The sequence below is a fragment of the Lysinibacillus xylanilyticus genome, assembly GCF_001708185.1.
GTDB classification, from domain to species: domain Bacteria; phylum Bacillota; class Bacilli; order Bacillales_A; family Planococcaceae; genus Lysinibacillus; species Lysinibacillus xylanilyticus_A.
Window position 1 is genome coordinate 427,672 of sequence record NZ_MDDN01000001.1, and the last position, 18,882, is coordinate 446,553.

Below are 18,882 nucleotides of genomic sequence, written 5' to 3' on the forward strand. Positions count from 1 at the left end.
GTCATTACTCCTTATTTTGGCTTCACTAATTCCATATACGAAGCAATTTTTTCCTCCGTCATCTCACCAGTAATAATTTTGACTACTTTACCATCTGGATCAATAAGGAGTGTTGCAGGTAATTGACCTACATTATAGGCAGTCATAACGCTTTTTGTTTTGTCAATAACAACTGGGAACGTTAAATCGTATCTATCAACAAAACTTTGTACTTCAAAATCTGTTTGGGCAATATTGACAGCCAATGTTTGTACACCTTGATCTTTATAGATTTTATACTGACGGTCTATTGCAGGCATTTCCTTCTCGCATGGCTTACACCACGTTCCCCAGAAGTTCAAAAACACTCCCTGCCCTTTATAATCAGACAGCTTATGTGTCTCACCGTTTAAATCTACTAACGTGAAGTCTGGTGCTTCAGAGCCTACTGCTATTAACTCTACTTTATCCTTTGTCGCTGTTCCGTATACCGTGTAACCAATTGCTAATACTAACACTGCTAAAATAATGGTACGTATTACGAGACGTTTTTTCTTTTTCTCCAAGTTAATAAACCCCCCTATCAATTACGGCTTAGAGTAACTTCTATTTGACGCTAAGCTTTTCATACAAACATTGATATATGTATAGATTTTACCGTCTAATTTACAACATTTATGTTTGCCAAATTCTACAATAGTCATTCGCTTATACGCCAAACACCAAAATTATGGAAACGATTTCAACAGGATAATCTTGATGTACTATTCTCACCTATTATAGCAAAATAAAACAAAAACGCTTAGCTAATAATTATGAATGATTTATGAACGATTTCACCACAAAGAAAGTGAAAACATTACTATTCACATAGTAATATTTCACTTTCATAAGTAAATGCCCGGTTATCCGATTTGTCCTGTCTCTGCTAACACTCGCAATTGTTTCACTTCATGCTTTGTCAATTCACGATATTCCCCTGGTGTTAGTCCAAATAAATCTAAAAAGGCAAAGCGCTCACGTTTCAGTTTCACAACAGGAGTACCGATTGCTTCGAACATGCGACGCACTTGACGATTTCGTCCTTCGTGAATAGTAATTTCACAGATTGCCTTGCCTGCTTTTTCATCAAAAGAAGTCATACTTACTTTTGCTGGTGCAGTTTTGCCATCTTCTAGTTTAATCCCGCGTTGAAGCTTTTTTAAACCTTCGATCGTTGGAACACCTTTGACACGAGCAATGTAAGTTTTGTCGATTTTAAACTTCGGATGTGTCAGCATATATGAAAATTCGCCATCATTTGTCAACAACAATAAACCAGATGTATCATAATCAAGACGGCCCACTGGGAAAATACGTTGTGGAATATGCTTAAACAAATCTGTGACAGTTTTGCGTCCTTTGTCGTCTGTTACAGCCGATATCGTTCCACGTGGTTTATATAGTAAATAATAAACCTTGTCTTCTTTCTCAAGCTTAACGCCTTCTACTTCGATCGTATCTGAGTTGGAAACCTTTGTACCAAGCTCACGTACTACGACTCCATTTACCTTTACTTTACCTTCTAAAATCAATTGCTCTGCCTTACGTCTTGACGCAACTCCTGCATACGCAATGACCTTTTGTAATCTTTCCATTCTTTCACCTCTAGTTTTCATTCACCTTGGTTTAAACACCAAAATTTAAACCCTATTCATTTATTAGGAATAAGGTTATTTTTCCCGCTAATCTGTGAAAATTATGTCATACTTTTGTGCATTAATCAATTATGCCTCGGCATAATTGCGTCCAGAATCGGCTTTGTGCTTGCACAAAGCCGATTCTGTGACATCCGCCGGAGGCTTTAACTTCTTTCAATTTATCCACTTTAACAGGCAAGAAACAGGTTGGGATACACGGATTAAAGTCTCACTATATTCAAAACCCTCATTTATTTCTAGTATACTCTGTTCGTCCAATAGCAAATCGCTTTCATTTATGAAAATTTTAATAAAACCCGACTGATGTATTGTTGTTGAGCACGATAATTAGTCGCAGGTCGTGTTGTGCTTAGACTGAGTTCCATAATTCCAGTTAGTATCCCACCATTGACTGAAACTTTCGCCACAAAAAAATTGCTGAATGAAAAGAAAAAAATCAGCGCATCGCTTTTAACGATCCGCTGATTCAACAGTTACTGGCGTTGCATAAATACGCTGATCACCGATAAAAATGGATAATACAGCTTCCTGACGTTTCCTAGAAACATGTAATACTTGCCTTACTTTAGCCTTTTCCTCATTAGTTAACTGCAAACGAATTGGCTGCTCTAAACGTATTGCAAGTTTTTTGTTCACATTATATTTACCTTTTTTCACTACTGTTTCAAGACTATACTCTTCCCACACCTTGTTGGCTAATCCCCGATGTACATTCCAGTCATCTGATTCATTCAAGGTGACAACAATACAGGTTTGCCCGTCTTTTTGGAAGGCGGTTGCGAGGGTCCGACCAGCGACCTTTGTAAAGCCTGTTTTTCCGGCAAATGCTGAGCCTTTTGCTGATTTTAATGCACTGACAGGTTGTTGTCTCTCGTCTATGTCACTAGCAACCCCTGACCCTTCTCGTAATAATCGGTGCTTATTTTCCCATAACATCCCGTTTTCAGTATTGGCACGAAATAAAACTGTTGAGGCAATTTTCTTGAACGTTTCATTTTGCAGAGCTATTCTTAGCATCTCAGCAGTATCTCTCGCAGACGATAAATGCTCATCATGGTGCAAGCCAGATGGGTTCATAAATACTGTATTTGTGAGACCTGCAACAACGGCTCGCTCATTCATTAACTTTACAAACCCTTCTACTGATCCCCCGGCATGTTCTGCTAACGCTGTTGCTGCGTCATTTCCTGAGCGTAGCATCAACCCATATAACAGTGTTTCCACCGTAACTGTTTCACCTGCCTGCAAATAAATTGACGAACCCTCAGCCATTGCAGCCCTCGGAGAAATAACCACTTCATCTTGAAGATTGCTATTTTCGATAGCAACGAGCGCTGTCCAAATTTTTGTTAAGCTAGCAATTGGTAACCGTGCATCACTATTTGACGCTAATAAAACACGACCCGTATCACCATCTAAGACAGCATATCCACTCCCCCCTCGTGCGAAACTGGTTTGCGGAAGCATTAACATTACCACAACTATCATGAACAATATTAAACGTACTAACCGAAGCAACGAGCCACTCCTTATTAAAAGTAATTGGAAATCTAGATTATATTTATGTTTAAAGCAAAGCATTATACCTCGGCATAATTGCGTCCGGAATTGGCTTTGTGCTTAGGCCTGCATAAGGGCCGACACGATGTCGGTCATTTCGGTAATGCCACAGGACGTGGCGTTTTTACCGATGCAGGTCAGTTAGCCGTTATCGCATGGATGCGATGATTTTAGGCTAACATCCTTTGTAAAATCCTTTCCGATTCCGTGACATCCGCCGGAGGCTTTAACTTCTTACAGCGGCTCACCCGCTGAAAGAAGTTAATTCGTGCCTTGCTCATTTATTTTACTCCACTAAAAGTTTCTTGGAATTTCGTCATAAATAAGTCGGTTTCTTGCTCTGTTTCAACTAGCTCATCTTCAGGTAAAGCCGGCATTTCTTCTATACTATTTAAACCAAAGTAGTTTAAGAATTCTTTTGTAGTACCATATAAGATTGCACGTCCTGTCCCTTCCGAGCGACCAACTTCCTTAATTAACCCTCTAGAAGCGAGCGTTTGTATTGGTCTTTCACATTTCACACCACGCAAATCTTCAATTGCTACACGTGTAATTGGTTGTTTGTATGCCACAATCGCAAGTACTTCGAGTGAGGCTTGAGATAATGATTGAACCGTTGGATTTTCTACTAATCTTTGAATCGTATCTGCAAGTTCTGATTTTGTGATTAGCTGATAAACTCCAGCTATTTCTTTCACTGTAACGCCTCTAGCTAAATCTTCTTCATATGTTGTACGTAACGCTTCCATTGCATGTACTACAATTTCTTCCGCTTCGCCTAAAAGCTGCGATAATTGTTTAATAGTTAAGCCATCGTCTCCTACAACAAATAATAAAGCTTCTATTTTACTCTGTAGCATTATTGTTTTCGTCATCATCCCATTCCTCCTTCTGTAAAGTAACCGTTAATTCTTCAAAGTTACCATTTTGCTCTACGATGACGACCTGACGTTTCATCAGTTCAAGAAGGGATAAAAACGTCAGAATAAGCGTTGGCTTATCTTCATAGGGAAAAAGCTCGAAAAATGATGCACGTCCACCTGTAGACCGTAATGAATCGACCACTGAACGCATTTGATCCTTCACTGAGCGTTCCTGTCTCGCTACAGTTGTTTTTAGTGGTTTTTTTAATTTTTTTCGACGCATCAGTTTTTGAAAGGCCCCAAGCATATCATAGATGTTGACGTTCAAATCAAATAACGCCATTTGCACATCTGATGCTAACTCTGATAAATCTGCTGGCGGCCTTGTAAATACCTGTGCCCGATCTGTTTCAAGCTCTTGCAGGCTACTCGCCGCTTCTTTATACTTCTTATACTCTATTAAACGTTGCACCAGTTCTTCACGAGGGTCTGGACCGTCGACTTCTAATTCGGCATCTTCAAGCTCACCTTCATGAATCGGCAAGAGCATACGACTTTTAATAGCCAATAATGTTGCAGCCATCACTAAATATTCACTAGCCTCATTTAACTCCAGTACCTGCATAGCATGTAAATGGTCGATATATTGTTGAGTAATTTCAGCCATTGGGATATCATAAATATCAATTTCCAATCTGTGAATTAAATGCAATAATAAATCAAGAGGCCCTGAAAAGGCTTCTAATTTTACTTCATAAGACATTGTTTTACCACCCTGAGATTCTATGTTCTTTTAGTATAGTGGAAAGGAGTCCAAAATGCATCCACAGCATCATACTTTATTTATAGACTACTGCGCATATTTCAATGGTCATCAAGATTTTTTTGAATGCCATGAAGTACTTGAGGAATTCTGGAAAGATATTGCTCCAGGTGATAAAAAGCACCCTCTCGTTGGTTACGTACAGCTCGCAACAGGTCTATATCATTGGCGACGTGACAATTATATAGGCGCTGCACGAATATTAGAAAAAGCACTCAATAATTTTCAACATAATATGGGGCATATTTTTTTTGACGAAATCGACTACGATAAACTACTAATACAACTATCAGACGCACTTTCTGCTATCCAAATGGGCAAGTCCTTCCAAGCATTTCAGCTTCCACTTTCGCCCATATTGGAGGAATTAGCGTTAGCGCGTATACAGCTTTTACCATTAAGTAGTGACAACTATCTTCTTCATAAACATATGCTTCGAGACCGCTCACATATTCTTGCAGAGCGACAAGAAAGCAAACAAAGAAAAAGCAGACGTCAATGATCGTCTGCTTCTTCATCGATACAATTTATACATTTTTGAACAAATTTACGTGTTTCCTCTGTTGCACGCATACAGTCGTACTGACCAAGTTCTGCCACTTCCTGTAGCATTTCCTTCGCAACACCCTCACCTCTATATGAAGGGACAACGGAAACGTGTTGAATCGTAGCTACATTATTACTGTCTGTTACAAGTCCAACAATGCCAATATACTCATCGTTCTTTTTCCATAAATATAAGACCCAATTATCATCATTTTCATAGGAGTGGATTGTCTCTTTGAGCTTTTTTATGTCTTTTTCGTTAGGCATAAACGAGAGTAGCCCCATTGCTATTTTCTCGAAAGCTTTTTTATATCGAATTAACATATTTGTCTATTCCCTCTTTTTCTAGCTGTACATAATCTTTGACTATCCTACACGATTTGTACTTGTATCGCAAGTCAATTTCTGTCTTACGAACCAGGTCCGAGAATACCCTTAGACGCCAACACCCAATAGACAACGCCCCACAACAAAATAAAAGTTGAAATGGACGCCAATAATACCCATTTGTTTTTTCTCAAATTTACTCACCCTTTTTTAACGTTAGCGGGAGATCGTTTTGTACAATATCTTCATAACTTTCGCGTCGAATTGCTAATTGATGCTTGCCATTTTCTACAAACACAACTGCTGGGCGTGGAACACGGTTGTAGTTACTCGCCATAGAATATCCGTAAGCACCAGTACAGAAGATTGCTAGCACATCACCAGAAGTTGCTTCCTGAAGCTTAGCATCGATAATTAATTTATCGCCCGATTCACAAAGCTTACCAGCCACTGTATATGTTTCATTTTTTAATTCATTCGCTTTACTTGCAATGACCGCCTCATACTTCGCATCATATAATGCTGGACGAATATTATCACTCATGCCACCATCGACAGCAATATATTTACGAACATTAGGTACTGTTTTTTGCGAACCAATTGTATACAGTGAAGTTCCTGCATCGCCTACAAGTGATCGTCCTGGCTCAATCCAAATTTCCGGCATAGTTAGACCAAGTACAGTCGCTTTGTTCTTTACAACCGTAATCATATCCTCTACATATACTTGCGGCTCAAGCGGTGCATCTTCCTCAGTATAACGAATTCCGAAGCCCCCTCCTAAGTTTAACACAGTACATGTAAAATCGTGAGACTTGTTCCAATCAGAAATTTTATCGATTAATTTTTCCCCTGCTAAGCCAAAGCCAGCTGTGTCAAAAATTTGAGAACCGATATGGCAGTGTAGTCCTAGAAACTCTAGGTATTCATGGTTAAAAGTTTGTTGGAAAGCCTCATCTGCTTGACCATTATTTAAGTCAAAGCCAAATTTAGAATCTGCTTGACCTGTCGTAATAAAATCATGTGTATGTGCCTCAACTCCTGGTGTGACACGTAGTAAAATACGCATTTTTTGTTGACGGCGCTCTGAAATCTCTTGTAAAAGCTGAATTTCATAGAAGTTATCCACGACAATACAACCAATTTTCGAGTCAAAAGCTAATTCTAATTCAGCAATGCTTTTATTATTGCCATGGAAATGAATGCGCTCTGCAGGGAATCCAGCTTTTAAAGCTGTAAATAATTCCCCTCCAGAGACAACATCTAAAGATAGATTTTCTTCTGCCGCTAATTGGTACACAGCTACACATGCAAATGCTTTTGAAGCATAAGCTACTTCTGCTTTTACACCTAGTTTTTTAAACGTATCAATAAAGCTTCGTGCACGCTTTCGAATAAGTGCTGTATCATACACAAATAAAGGTGTACCATACTCTTTTGCAAGCTCTAGTGTATCTACCTGTCCAATTGTTAAATGACCATCTTCAGAAATCGCTTGTGTTCCATATAAATGCATGTGCATCTCTCCCTTTTCACATCGTTCCATCTTGTGATCAATTGCACCTCAATTTTAGAATGAATGTAGCAATCTTAGGCTACTATCCTTATTTAGAGGGATTACTTCATTCAATAACGTGTCGTATTTTGTTGAATAAAAATAATTTTTACAAAAATCACAAAATACTATAGATGAACTTTATCACATGAAAAAAACGAGTGCAACGGCTCTTATGATCTTTTTCGCTGTTTGGAATCGACTACATAAGGTCTTAATGCATCTACTGTCATTGGGAAACGGATAAGTACACGAAGCATCGCATTCGGAAAGAACGGAATAAGCGGCCACAAATACGGCGCTTGCATCGGACGCAATGAACATAAATACGTAAATAAGATAAAGATCCCGATAAATAACCCATTAACTCCCCAAATACCAGTCATTACTAATAACCCTAGTCTAAAGAATTTAACGGAGATACCTAGCTCATAAGACGGAATAATAAATGTCAGAATAGCTGAAATAGCTGTATATAACACTACCTCTGGAGAGAATACCCCAACATCAATTGCAATCTGACCAATAACTATACCTGCAACCAACCCCATCGCAGTCGATAAAGGTGATGGGGTATGAATGGCGGCCATCCTCAAAAATTCTATCCCTATATCTCCAATCAGTATTTGCAGCAAAATTGGGATATGCGATTTTTCCTTTTCACCTAAAAAGGATAACGCATCCGGTAAATATGTCCCATGCGTTGCAAATAAATACCATAAAGGCAATAATAATAAACCAACAACTACTCCAATATAGCGCATAAAACGGACAAAGGTTCCAACTGTCGGTGCCTGTCTATACTCCTCAGCGTGTTGCAGTAAATGAAAAATAGTTGCAGGCACAATAATGACGGAAGGTGACGTATCAACCATAATGGCTACATGGCCCTCTAGTAAATGCGCTGCGGTAATATCCGGTCGTTCCGTATAACGGACAAAAGGCACTGGATGGAACTTTTGTTTAAACAGCCATTCCTCTAGTGATTTATCAGCCATTGTCAAGCCATCATGGTGAATTTGTCCAAGGCGCTGTCGCAATTTATCGAGCATTTCATCATTCGCAATACCCTTTATATACGCAAGTGCGACATCGGTTTGACCGATTTCGGATACTTTATGTAGCTCGAAACGTAAATTACTATTACGAATTCGCCGACGAACCAAACCAACATTTTGTGAAATACCTTCAATAAAGCCGTCCCTAGAACCACGAATAACCTTTTCATTGTCAGGCTCCTCAGGTGAACGCCCTGGATAATTTCGAATATCAGCAACATAGGCATAACCACTTTTAGTTACAAAGGTTACTTGTCCACTTAATGTATCTACTAAAAAGGTTTTGCGTTCCGTTTCCTCTGATCGGCCTTGGAAATTGAAATAGGCTTCAAAATACTCCTTTTCATCCTCAACATCAATGTCCTCATCAGGCAACATATTAGAGAGTAATTGCGTTAACACTACTCCGTCTACAAGTCCGCTTATATATACACAAAGAACCGGCAAATCTTTGACAAATAGATGCTTAATATTAACGTCAAATGATTCACCGTCACCAAATTGTTCTTTAAGAAAACTTTCGGCTTCTTCTAAGCTGTTAAATAGTTTATTTGTCATGCTGTCACCATTTTCTTAAATGTCTTTTTTTACTTCTTCCTGTTCAACTGTGGCACTTGTGGCCATCCAACTTTTCAATTGAGCTAGAATTTTTTTCTCTAATCGTGATACCTGAACTTGTGATATACCGAGCCTATTAGCAATTTCAGTTTGGGTACAATCTGAGAAATATCGTAAATAAATAATTGATTGCTCTCTAGGCTCAAGTCTTGTGAGCACCTCTTTTAGTGGAATATAGTCAAATGGCTGCTCGGATTTTTCATCCTTCATCTGATCCATTAATGTAATAGAATCGCCTTCACTTTCATACAATTGCTCATGCAAGGAAGCAGGATCTCTCAATGCATCTGAAGCTGTTACAATTTCCTCAGTTGTGACACCAAGAACCTGTGCCAATTCATGAATGGTTGGCGGGTGCTCATTTTTTTTAATGAATTCATCAGTTGCATGACGAATTTTAAAATTAAGTTCACGAATAGATCTGCTAACTTTCACCATACCATCATCCCTTAGAAAGCGCTGAATTTCACCGATGATCATTGGTACAGCATATGTCGAAAACTTTACATCATACGTTAGATCGAATTTATCCACAGACTTCATGAGTCCTATGCAGCCAATTTGGAATAAATCCTCAAGCTCCACACCTCTACTTGTAAAGCGTTGGACGATAGACCACACAAGCCTCGTATTCCCCTCAATCATTCGTTTACGAGCCTCATGATCGCCCTGCTGTGCACGTGCAATTAAATCTCGCATTTCTTCCTGTGACAATAGCTTATCGGACGACTGTTCTAGCGGCTTCACAATCGCAACCTCACATTACCGCTGTTCGAACCGAGTAAAATTTCTTCGTAAACGTGACAGTTGTACCTTCTTGCCACTTGGACATTACTGTCAACTGATCTGAAAAACTATCCATAATTGTAAAGCCCATACCTGAACGTTCCATCGCACTTTTCGTCGTATATAACGGCTCCATAGCTTGACTTACATCCTCAATGCCAATACCTTTATCCAAAACAGACACGGTTACAATATCATCCTCACGTTTTGCATGAACTGTAACAACGCCTTTACCATCCTCTTCATAACCGTGAATTATGGCATTAGAAACAGCCTCTGAGACAACCGTTTTAAATTCGGACAGCTCATCAATAGTTGGATCTAATTGTGCGATAAAGCCTGTCACAGCTACACGCGCCAATGCTTCATTTTCACTAAGTGCTAAAAAAGTTAATGTCATTTCGTTATCCATTTACAATCCCCCTAACTCGCTCAATTGCTTCTTCTTCTGTTGCATCCATCATCCACGGCCCTAAACCTGAAAATTGAAATACTTTTCGATTTGTCGGCGATGGATTCAATAAAACTGTTCGTCCAGCGACCGCCTCTAACTCGCGCATTCGACCAAGCACTAAACCTACACCTGAACTATCCATAAAGGAAAGCCCCTCTAAGTTCCAAATAATGGTCGTTACAGCGCCCTGAAAAATTGCTGCAGATATTTTAGCTCGAATTTGCTCTACTGCATGATGATCGAGCTCCCCAAATAAACGTATAACCACTGTCTCTCTTGTTACCATTTCTAATTGAAAATGCATGAACATCGCCTCCTCCTCGTGCAATTCCACATTCAATGTGGTGAATCCTTGCAGCTGACAGAACTAGTGCAAAGTCTTCCGAAATAGTGTCAAATCGACATACTTATAGCTTTTTAGGTTAAGTGCAGTATGGGATAAATCAACATTTTTTAAACGTGACGGCCATTTTTCACAAGAATTATTATGATGATCAATTATGCCGAGGCATAATTGCGTTCAGAGGCTTTGTGCTTGCGCAAAGAACTCTTTTCTTATTACGAAGTCTATCCGTCTATTTGGTGATTCAATCCGATGCTTCGGCTTTTTTCCGTCGTTTTGTCGGTTCTATTCACGATTTTGGCTGCTCTATCCGTCGTTTCGTCGTTCTATTCACGATTTTGGCTGCTCTATCCGTCGTTTTAGCTTTTCCTTCCTTCGCTCGGGCTCTTCTTTCCGTCGCTTCGACTCTTCCTTCCGTCGCTCTGGTTTCTTTCCGTCGCTTTGAATCTACCTTCCGTCGTTTGGCCGGTTCTATCCACGATTTTGGCTCTTCTTTCCGTCGCTCTGGCTCTTCTTTCTGTCACTTTGGCTTCCTTCCGTCACTTTGGCGGTTCTATCCACGATTTTGGCTGTTCTATCCACGATTTTGGCGGTTCTATCCGTCGCTTTGGCGGTTCTATCCACGACTTTGGCTGCTCTATCCGTCGCTTCGGCTCTTCTTTCCGTCGCTTTAGCTTTTCCTTCCGTCACTTCGACTCTTCCTTCCGTCGCTTAGACTCTTCTTTCCGTCGCTCTGCCTTCCTTCCGTCGCTTTAGCTTTTCCTTCCATCACTTCGACTCTTCTTTCCGTCGCTTTAGCTTTTCCTTCCGTCACTTCGACTCTTCCTTCCGTCGCTTTGCCTTCCTTCCGTCGCTTCGACTCTTCTTTCCGTCGCTGGAGTCTTCCCTTCCGCCGCTCTGCCTTCTTTCCGTCACTTTAGCTTTTCCTTCCGTCGCTTCGACTCTTCTTTCCGTCGCTGGAGCCTTCCCTTCCGTCGCTCTAGCTCTTCTTTCCGTCGCTCCAGCTCTACTTTCCGTCGCTCTAACTCTACTTTCCGGCACTCTGGCTCTTCCTTCCGCAGCTTCGACTTTTCTTCCCGTCGCTCTGTCTTTCCCTCTCCGCCACAAAAACCTCCTTTCCACCGCTTCAACTTCCGCTTTTTAGAACAAAAAAAAAGCGAGAACCCCTTTGTTAAAGAGAGTCCTCGCTTCATATTGTTTATATAATTGTAAAAGCTTGCTGTACTTTTTCGATTGTTTCCTCATCAATTTGACGATTTGAATATAAATAAGCAATCGGCTCGTCAGCACGAACACGGTCGCCTTTTTTGGCGATCAAGTGAATACCTGCATCATAATCAAGTTCAGATTCCTTTGTTAATCGACCTGCACCAAGACTAACGCTTGCTTCTCCGATTAATAGTGCATTAATCGTCTCGACAGTGCCTTCAGAAGACGCTTTGACAGCTACTTTGTTTGCTGTATCTTTTTGTACAAGATCCGCTAAATCGCCACCCTGTGCTACGATAAATTCATCAAATTTTGCAGCTGCTGAACCATCCTCTAATACTCGTTTCACAGCTGCTGTTGCTTCGGCCTCATTTACTCCTGCTGCAACCTGGTACATAAGCGAAGAAATAATAATACATTCCTCAAGCAGATCCACATGTGTTTCATCCATACGTCCGCTTAGTAAAGCATATGCTTCTACTACTTCAAGCTTATTACCAATCATTTTACCTAATGGATTATCCATATCACTAATATGCGCGACTACTTTACGCCCTAGCTTTTCACCAATTGCCGTCATCGTATCAGCTAAAACTTGCGCTTCTTCTTCTGTTTTCATAAATGCACCAGAGCCACATTTAACATCAAGCACAATACCGTCTGCACCACTTGCTATTTTCTTACTCATGATGGACGCGGCAATTAATGGAATTGAATCGACAGTACCCGTCACATCTCGTAATGCATACAATTTTTTGTCAGCTGGTACAAGATTACCTGTTTGACCAGCAACTGCAATTTTATGTTTATTGACATTGTCGATAAATTCCTGTGATGAAAGCTCCGTTTTAAAGCCACGAATCGACTCTAATTTATCGATTGTACCACCTGTAATGCCTAGACCCTTGCCACTAAATTTTGCTACTGGAATATCTAGCGCAGCAATTATTGGCGTGACAATTAGTGTGACTTTATCGCCTACACCACCTGTCGAGTGTTTATCAATTTTAAACCCTTCAATAGATGTTAAATCAATAACATCACCAGATTCTATCATTGCTTTCGTTAAATAGAATATTTCATCATCTGTCATGCCTAATAAGCGAATTGCCATTAACAGGGAGCTCGCTTGATAATCAGGAATTGAACCCGTAGTGTAGCCTTCTACGAAATACTGAATTTCAGCCTGTGATAGCGCTTTGCCCTGCTTCTTCTTTTCAAACAGCTGTGCCATATTCATATCGATAGATCCCCCTTATTTTAAATCCCCTAAGAAACTTTTACCGAATGCTGGTGTTTCTACTTGGAAGTTTTCAGCAACTGTCGCTGCAATATCTGCAAAAGTTTCACGAAGTGCTAGCTCACTACCATCATTAAAGCGTGGTGAATAAACAATTAACGGTACATATTCACGTGTATGATCTGTCCCAGGGAATGTTGGATCATTACCATGGTCTGCCGTAATGATTAGTAAATCATCTTCTGACAATGCCTCAGTAATTTCTGGTAAACGAGCGTCAAATTCTTGTAATGCATTACCATAACCTAGCGGATCACGTCGATGGCCAAAATTTGCATCAAAGTCCACTAAGTTTAAGAAGCTCATACCATGGAAATCACGACGCACTACCTCTGCAAACTTATCCATACCGTCCATATTATTTTTCGTACGTACTGCATCTGTGACACCTTCACCGTTGAAAATATCAGAAATTTTCCCGATTGCTATAACATCTAAGCCTGCATCCTTTAGGACATTCATCGTTGTACGGCCAAATGGTTTTAACGCATAGTCATGACGATTAGATGTACGTGTGAAGTTTCCTGGCGTACCGATGAATGGACGAGCAATCACACGGCCAACTAAATATTCTGGTTGCAATGTTAGCTCACGAGCAATTTCACAAATTTTATACAGTTCCTCTAACGGAATAATTTCCTCATGTGCAGCAATTTGCAAAACAGGATCAGCAGATGTATAGACAATAATTGCCCCTGTCTCCATATGCTCCTTGCCGAAGTCCTCGATCACTTGTGTCCCACTTGCAGGTTTATTGCATAGCACTTTACGGCCTGTACGTTTTTCAAGCTCTACAATAAGCTCTGCAGGGAATCCTTCAGGATATACCTTAAACGGTTTATCAATATTTAACCCCATGATTTCCCAATGCCCTGTCATAGTATCTTTACCAACAGATGCTTCTTGCATTTTTCCGTAAAATGCTTTTGGTTTGTCAGTAGCTTGCAGACCTTGTAACGGTTCAATGTTCGCTAAGCCGAAAGACTCCATATGTGGCATTGTAAGCCCATTCATTTTTTCTGCGATATGTCCAAGAGTATGTGAACCCACATCTCCAAAGTTTGCTGCGTCTGGAGCTTCACCAATTCCAACTGAGTCCAATACTACTACATGGATTTTCTTAAATGGTTTATTCATAATTGTTGCCTCCTAATCTCTTGTCTTTATTTTACCAAAAAACAGCGAAAAATAAAGGTCAGACCTCCGACTAACGCAAATCCCTCTCTTAAGCGCGTGGATGGAACTGCTTATATACCTCTGATAGTCGTGATTTACTAATATGAGTATAAATTTGCGTTGTGGAAATATCTGCATGTCCAAGCATCTCTTGCACTGCTCGTAAATCAGCACCATTTTCCACTAAATGTGTTGCAAAGGAATGACGTAATGTATGCGGCGTTAACTCATGTTGGATGCCTGCCTTTAAAGCGTGCTCCTTCATTAATTTCCAACAACCTTGCCTTGTTAAACGTTTTCCTCTTTGATTAATGAAAAACGCATCTATTTTTGGGTATTTTCCTTGTAATTGACTCCGTGCACCATCTAAATATGTGCTTAATGCGGACAGGGCGCTTTTTCCAAGTGGAATGATACGCTCCTTGCCACCCTTACCAAAAACACGGACAAAGCCCATCGTTAGGTGAATATCAGCTAAATCCAAAGCAATCAACTCACTAATGCGCATCCCTGAACCATATAATAACTCTAACATGGCCACGTCCCGGACGCCCTGTGGTTTGCTGCGATTTGGTGCCGCTAATAAAGCTTCAATTTCTTCAATAGAGAGGATATTTGGGAGCTTTTGCTCGATGGTTGGCATTTCTAAATGGACTGTCGGATCTGTTTCTGCTCGCTTTTCTCGCAGTAAAAATTGATGAAAACTACGAATAGAGGAGATATGGCGAGCAACAGTACGACTTGTCTTTCCTTGCATACGCAACTGTTCTAAATGACGTAAAATGGTCATTCTCTCCACATTACGAAAATCCGACATACCTTCCGCTTCCCGCAAAAAATTCACATAATTCTCTAAGTCTCGGCGATAGGATGCTAATGTATTATCAGATAACTGCCGTTCTACCTGGATAAAATGGATATAATCCTCTATTGCATATTGAAATTCATTCATCTTAGCGCCCCCTTACTGTCAATTATTCTCTATTTTATCACGGCTAATAGAATTGTGCTAAATCACCCTCTTATTCTGATTGAAGATGATTAAAATACTCTACAAACGATCGTGTATAGTTGCTATATCAAATGTTTGGGTGAGATCCAATATGAAGCTTAGTGAATGCCCTTCTCTTTATGGTGTTCTAACCATTGATTCGACGGTTCTATCCGTCGCTTCGTTGATTCTATCCGTCGCTTCAGCCTTTCAGTAGAATTGAAATATTGTAGAACGAAATAATTTGTTATTCAAACAAAACAAAAAACCGCCTGATTCAATCTAAAACTTAAGATTAAAACAGACAGCTTCTCGTTATTTTTCTTCATTCGATTCGTCGTTTTTATCATGACAGCGCCAGCAAATGCCGTGGAAAGTTAGTCGGTGATCCTTTATGATAAAGTTCCAACGTTTTTCCACAACGGCTTCCACATCTTCAAGTAAATCTTCTTGAATTTCATCAACCGCACCACATTCAATACAAACTAGATGATGGTGGAAATGCGCAGCTCCCTCTTGGCGTAAATCATAGCGCGATACGCCATCGCCAAAGTTGATTTTGTCGACAATTTTGAGCTCAGTTAGTAACTCTAACGTTCTATAGACAGTAGCTAGACCAATCTCTGGTGCCTTTTCTTTCACTAAAAGGTAAACATCTTCTGCACTAAGGTGATCCTCTTCGTGCTCAAGCAGTACAGCAACTGTTGCTTCTCGCTGCGGCGTCAGCTTATAACTAGCACTATGCAACTGTTTTTTTATACGATCAATTCGGCTTTCCATGTGACGCCCCCCTAAACTCTTTCCATTATACCAAAGGAGTAAATCCTATTACAAGATAGTGTATAGATTTCAAATAAGCTTTTGTATGTTTTTACCTGATGTAATTTACGCGAAAAATCTCTATCATTTTAATACATAAGAAATAACAATAAACTCAGCCACTATTATGATGAAAAATGCGATAAAATTCAACAATATTGTCCGACCATGTACATTTTTTCCGATTTTTCGCTTTGACCAAGCTGGTACAAGTAAATTGCATAGGACTAGCAACAATATACAATAGATGAGCTGAAATGGAAACCACCAAATCGTATAAACCCAAAAGGCTTCAAGTTTTTGTAATAAAAAAACCGAGCTAAAGCCAAAAAAAGTCGCACGCATCGCTACGGTTACACGGACAAATACCTTCAAAACACTATGTGTTGCAAGCAATAGCACAAGAACTATTGAAACAGCAACAGGTAATACTAAACGAAATATAGAATGCCTGTCCCCTTCTGCTAAACGAGGCTCTATAAATAAAATAAAAGGCTCTGCATTCGGCCCACCAATAATATGAAAGAAGATAACGCCACAAACGAAACTTACTGCAATAATGGAAGCGTGATAAAATATAGACACCGTACGAGACATAAACATGCTCCTTTTCTATCAAGGTTTGTACAGCTTATGCTCGTCCTCTTCTATTATGCTAAAGTTTATTTTCTTATTGTGTCGCAAGCCAAAGTACTGCAAATGCTGTCTTTGCGTCAAATATACGCTCATCTGCAACCATTTGCCCCGCCTCTTCCAACGAAACTTCTAATAAATCGACAAATTCATCTTCATCTAAATCTGCTTTGTTTTCAATTTTATATAATTCTTTTGCCACAAATAGATGAATGATTTCATCTGCGAAACCTGGTGACGTTGCAAATGCTTGTAAAAAGGTAAAGCTCTGAGCACCGTAACCTGTTTCTTCCTCTAATTCACGTCGTGCTGTAACAATCGGTTCCTCACCAGGTTCAAGCTTTCCAGCTGGAATTTCAATAATGGAACGTTCTAAAGCTTTACGATATTGCTCCACTAACACTAATTTCCCTGCATCAGTAACAGCAATAACCGCTACTGCACCCGGATGCTTAATAATTTCTCTTTTTGCAACATGACCATTCGGTAATGTGACATCATCAATCTGTAGTTTCACAATTTTCCCGTCATAAATGGGTGTAGTCTTTGTCGTTTTTTCCTCAAACTTTTTCATTGACTATAACCTCGCTTGTTCTTCAGATATGTTCATTGTACCATTACAAGTAGAGAAATCGAAGGAGGTCATTCGCATGAAAAAAAGACAGCTTGGCTCAAGTGAATTGTTTATTTCAGAAATTAGTTTAGGGGGCATGTCTCTTTCGACAGATAAGAAAAAGGCTGCTGATATTGTCGATATGGCTTTAGATGCTGGCATTAATTATATCGACACAGCCGATTTATATGACTTTGGCACTAACGAAGAGATAATTGGCACTATTTTAGGGAAGCGCCGTCAGGATGTGATCGTAGCTACGAAAGTTGGTAACCGATGGACAGAAGGAAAAGAAGGATGGCATTGGGATGCATCCCCGGCTTATCTAAAGGAAGCTCTACATGCTAGCTTGAAACGACTAGGTACTGATTATATTGATGTTTATCAGTTACATGGTGGCACTATTGAGGACGACTGGGATGGAATTATCGACACATTTGAAGGTTTAAAAAAGGATGGATTGATCCGCGAATATGGCATTTCCTCTATTCGCCCAAATGTACTAAAGCGTTTTTTACCAGCAAGTTCTGCCAAAAGTGTCATGATGCAATATAGTGCTTTAGATCGTCGTCCTGAGGAATGGCTCGACTTTATTGCAAGTGAGGGGGCTTCCATTGTAACACGTGGTACCGTTGCAAAGGGTTTACTAACTAATAGCTGGAAAGAACGTTTACAGCGTGTAAATAGCTTTAACACATATACAGCGGACGAATTAACAACAGCATTAACAAACTTAGCTTCACATTACGACGATTTACATGCACTAGCAATCGCCTTTAATTTAAAGGAGCCTACTATAGCCTCAACGGTAATAGGTGCAAGCTCACAAGAACAACTTGCACAAACACTCGCTGCCTATGAAAAAATAGACTCAATAACAGATTTTACAGCAGTAAATGAACGAACAAAAACAGAACAGTATACAGATCACCGATGAAGAAATGGCTGGTCTTAATTGCATTTTTAGTAATACTTGCTATTTCCTCTAGCATGACCTATGAACAACAAAGTATACTTCCAGAATTAGAAGACGCATTGGCAAATAAACCTTTCGAGAAGCAATTATCTGTTTTAAAAATACCTTATTGGGACACAGTTGTTTCTGTTGAAGAGCGCGGTTACTTTAAATTTGTAGAATTTTTAATTCGAAAATTAACGCATTTTGTTGGATTCGGTTGTATCGCACTTGGTATTTACTTTGCATGGGGAAAACGTCGGTTCGCCGCAGGTGTCGCTATTGCGGGAACAGCCTTTATTGCCATACTAGATGAGTTTCGTCAAAGCTTTACACCAGGACGTATGATGAGTGGACAGGATGTTATTTTGGATACAGCTGGAGCGATTGTTTTTGTAGGGATTGTAGTGTTGGTGAAGAAAATTTTCAAAAGACAAAGGGCACGCTAAAAATACCCTTTGTTATGAAAGAGTTGTTACTACAGCTTATAATAAAAAGTAAGAGAAGGGAGCAATTTAAAATGAAACAAATCCAATTAAACTCTCCTGAATTTAATCGTGTACTTAAAAATTTA

General features: G+C 39.8%; 23 protein-coding genes. 4 read left to right on the forward strand and 19 right to left on the reverse strand.

Going from position 1 to position 18,882, the window contains the following annotated elements:
• Window positions 1–11: 11 nt before the first annotated feature.
• From resA to BFJ97_RS02165, 5 genes are all read right to left on the reverse strand, one after another.
• Window positions 12–545: a thiol-disulfide oxidoreductase ResA gene (resA, locus tag BFJ97_RS02145; RefSeq protein ID WP_068983000.1), complete on the reverse strand. Its 534-nt coding sequence runs from the start codon at window positions 543–545 to the stop codon at window positions 12–14.
• Window positions 546–884: 339 nt separating this feature from the next.
• Window positions 885–1,616: a pseudouridine synthase gene (locus BFJ97_RS02150; protein WP_068983001.1), complete on the reverse strand. Its 732-nt coding sequence runs from the start codon at window positions 1,614–1,616 to the stop codon at window positions 885–887.
• A 513-nt stretch (window positions 1,617–2,129) separates the two neighbouring features.
• The gene (locus tag BFJ97_RS02155) at window positions 2,130–3,197 is read right to left on the reverse strand and encodes a D-alanyl-D-alanine carboxypeptidase family protein (RefSeq protein WP_083226884.1); all 1,068 of its coding nucleotides are present in this window, start codon (window positions 3,195–3,197) and stop codon (window positions 2,130–2,132) included.
• A 323-nt stretch (window positions 3,198–3,520) separates the two neighbouring features.
• Window positions 3,521–4,114, reverse strand: a complete 594-nt coding sequence (scpB, locus tag BFJ97_RS02160; RefSeq protein ID WP_068983002.1) for an SMC-Scp complex subunit ScpB — start codon at window positions 4,112–4,114, stop codon at window positions 3,521–3,523.
• On the reverse strand, window positions 4,086–4,865 hold the full coding sequence (locus BFJ97_RS02165) for a segregation/condensation protein A (RefSeq protein ID WP_068983003.1): 780 nt from the start codon (window positions 4,863–4,865) through the stop codon (window positions 4,086–4,088). Before BFJ97_RS02165 ends, scpB begins: the two co-directional genes overlap by 29 nt.
• A 55-nt stretch (window positions 4,866–4,920) precedes the next feature.
• On the opposite strand from BFJ97_RS02165, the gene BFJ97_RS02170 reads away from it, so the two are divergent.
• On the forward strand, window positions 4,921–5,427 hold the full coding sequence (locus BFJ97_RS02170) for a DUF309 domain-containing protein (protein WP_068983004.1): 507 nt from the start codon (window positions 4,921–4,923) through the stop codon (window positions 5,425–5,427).
• On the opposite strand, the gene BFJ97_RS02175 is transcribed toward BFJ97_RS02170, so the two are convergent.
• The 6 genes from BFJ97_RS02175 to spoIIAA all read right to left on the reverse strand — a co-directional run bounded on the left by BFJ97_RS02175 (window position 5,421) and on the right by spoIIAA (window position 10,573).
• Window positions 5,421–5,795: a GNAT family N-acetyltransferase gene (locus tag BFJ97_RS02175; RefSeq protein ID WP_068983005.1), complete on the reverse strand. Its 375-nt coding sequence runs from the start codon at window positions 5,793–5,795 to the stop codon at window positions 5,421–5,423. The genes BFJ97_RS02170 and BFJ97_RS02175 overlap by 7 nt on opposite strands.
• 199 nt (window positions 5,796–5,994) lie before the next feature.
• Window positions 5,995–7,314, reverse strand: coding sequence for a diaminopimelate decarboxylase (gene lysA / locus BFJ97_RS02180; protein WP_068983006.1), 1,320 nt, complete (start codon window positions 7,312–7,314; stop codon window positions 5,995–5,997).
• A gap of 212 nt (window positions 7,315–7,526) precedes the next feature.
• Complete coding sequence (locus BFJ97_RS02185; protein WP_068983007.1) at window positions 7,527–8,969, reverse strand: spore germination protein; 1,443 nt, start codon at window positions 8,967–8,969, stop codon at window positions 7,527–7,529.
• Window positions 8,970–8,984: 15 nt separating this feature from the next.
• Window positions 8,985–9,728 carry an RNA polymerase sporulation sigma factor SigF gene (gene sigF / locus BFJ97_RS02190; RefSeq protein ID WP_263297388.1) on the reverse strand — a complete coding sequence of 248 codons (744 nt, stop codon included), beginning with the start codon at window positions 9,726–9,728 and terminating at the stop codon, window positions 8,985–8,987.
• Window positions 9,729–9,786: 58 nt separating this feature from the next.
• Complete coding sequence (gene spoIIAB, locus BFJ97_RS02195) at window positions 9,787–10,227, reverse strand: anti-sigma F factor (protein ID WP_068983009.1); 441 nt, start codon at window positions 10,225–10,227, stop codon at window positions 9,787–9,789.
• A complete protein-coding gene (gene spoIIAA / locus BFJ97_RS02200) occupies window positions 10,220–10,573 on the reverse strand; it encodes an anti-sigma F factor antagonist (RefSeq protein WP_068983010.1) in 354 nt (117 codons plus the stop codon). Before spoIIAA ends, spoIIAB begins: the two co-directional genes overlap by 8 nt.
• A gap of 227 nt (window positions 10,574–10,800) precedes the next feature.
• Between spoIIAA and BFJ97_RS24485 the strand changes: the two genes are divergently transcribed.
• Window positions 10,801–11,286, forward strand: a complete 486-nt coding sequence (locus BFJ97_RS24485; protein WP_175401655.1) for a hypothetical protein — start codon at window positions 10,801–10,803, stop codon at window positions 11,284–11,286.
• On the opposite strand, the gene BFJ97_RS24490 is transcribed toward BFJ97_RS24485, so the two are convergent.
• From BFJ97_RS24490 to BFJ97_RS02240, 8 genes are all read right to left on the reverse strand, one after another.
• The gene (locus tag BFJ97_RS24490) at window positions 11,283–11,426 is read right to left on the reverse strand and encodes a hypothetical protein (RefSeq protein ID WP_175401643.1); all 144 of its coding nucleotides are present in this window, start codon (window positions 11,424–11,426) and stop codon (window positions 11,283–11,285) included. The two genes, BFJ97_RS24485 and BFJ97_RS24490, sit on opposite strands and share 4 nt — an antisense overlap.
• On the reverse strand, window positions 11,423–11,653 hold the full coding sequence (locus tag BFJ97_RS24495) for a hypothetical protein (RefSeq protein ID WP_175401644.1): 231 nt from the start codon (window positions 11,651–11,653) through the stop codon (window positions 11,423–11,425). The genes BFJ97_RS24490 and BFJ97_RS24495 overlap by 4 nt, the downstream gene beginning before the upstream one ends.
• Window positions 11,654–11,810: 157 nt before the next feature.
• Complete coding sequence (locus BFJ97_RS02215; protein ID WP_068983013.1) at window positions 11,811–13,061, reverse strand: thymidine phosphorylase; 1,251 nt, start codon at window positions 13,059–13,061, stop codon at window positions 11,811–11,813.
• A 15-nt stretch (window positions 13,062–13,076) separates the two neighbouring features.
• Window positions 13,077–14,258, reverse strand: a complete 1,182-nt coding sequence (gene deoB / locus BFJ97_RS02220) for a phosphopentomutase (RefSeq protein WP_068983014.1) — start codon at window positions 14,256–14,258, stop codon at window positions 13,077–13,079.
• Window positions 14,259–14,346: 88 nt separating this feature from the next.
• Window positions 14,347–15,249, reverse strand: a complete 903-nt coding sequence (gene xerD / locus BFJ97_RS02225; protein ID WP_068983015.1) for a site-specific tyrosine recombinase XerD — start codon at window positions 15,247–15,249, stop codon at window positions 14,347–14,349.
• Window positions 15,250–15,603: 354 nt separating this feature from the next.
• Window positions 15,604–16,068, reverse strand: a complete 465-nt coding sequence (gene fur / locus BFJ97_RS02230; protein ID WP_004232171.1) for a ferric iron uptake transcriptional regulator — start codon at window positions 16,066–16,068, stop codon at window positions 15,604–15,606.
• 123 nt (window positions 16,069–16,191) lie between these two features.
• Window positions 16,192–16,704 carry a hypothetical protein gene (locus BFJ97_RS02235; protein WP_068983016.1) on the reverse strand — a complete coding sequence of 171 codons (513 nt, stop codon included), beginning with the start codon at window positions 16,702–16,704 and terminating at the stop codon, window positions 16,192–16,194.
• A 73-nt stretch (window positions 16,705–16,777) separates the two neighbouring features.
• On the reverse strand, window positions 16,778–17,314 hold the full coding sequence (locus BFJ97_RS02240; protein WP_068983017.1) for an NUDIX domain-containing protein: 537 nt from the start codon (window positions 17,312–17,314) through the stop codon (window positions 16,778–16,780).
• Window positions 17,315–17,390: 76 nt separating this feature from the next.
• Here BFJ97_RS02240 and BFJ97_RS02245 point away from each other — a divergent pair, with 76 nt between their 5' ends.
• Window positions 17,391–18,290 (forward strand): aldo/keto reductase, encoded by a 900-nt coding sequence (locus BFJ97_RS02245; protein ID WP_068983018.1) that lies wholly within the window; start codon window positions 17,391–17,393, stop codon window positions 18,288–18,290.
• Window positions 18,287–18,757, forward strand: coding sequence for a VanZ family protein (locus BFJ97_RS02250; protein ID WP_068983019.1), 471 nt, complete (start codon window positions 18,287–18,289; stop codon window positions 18,755–18,757). The genes BFJ97_RS02245 and BFJ97_RS02250 overlap by 4 nt, the downstream gene beginning before the upstream one ends.
• Window positions 18,758–18,882 lie beyond the last annotated feature (125 nt).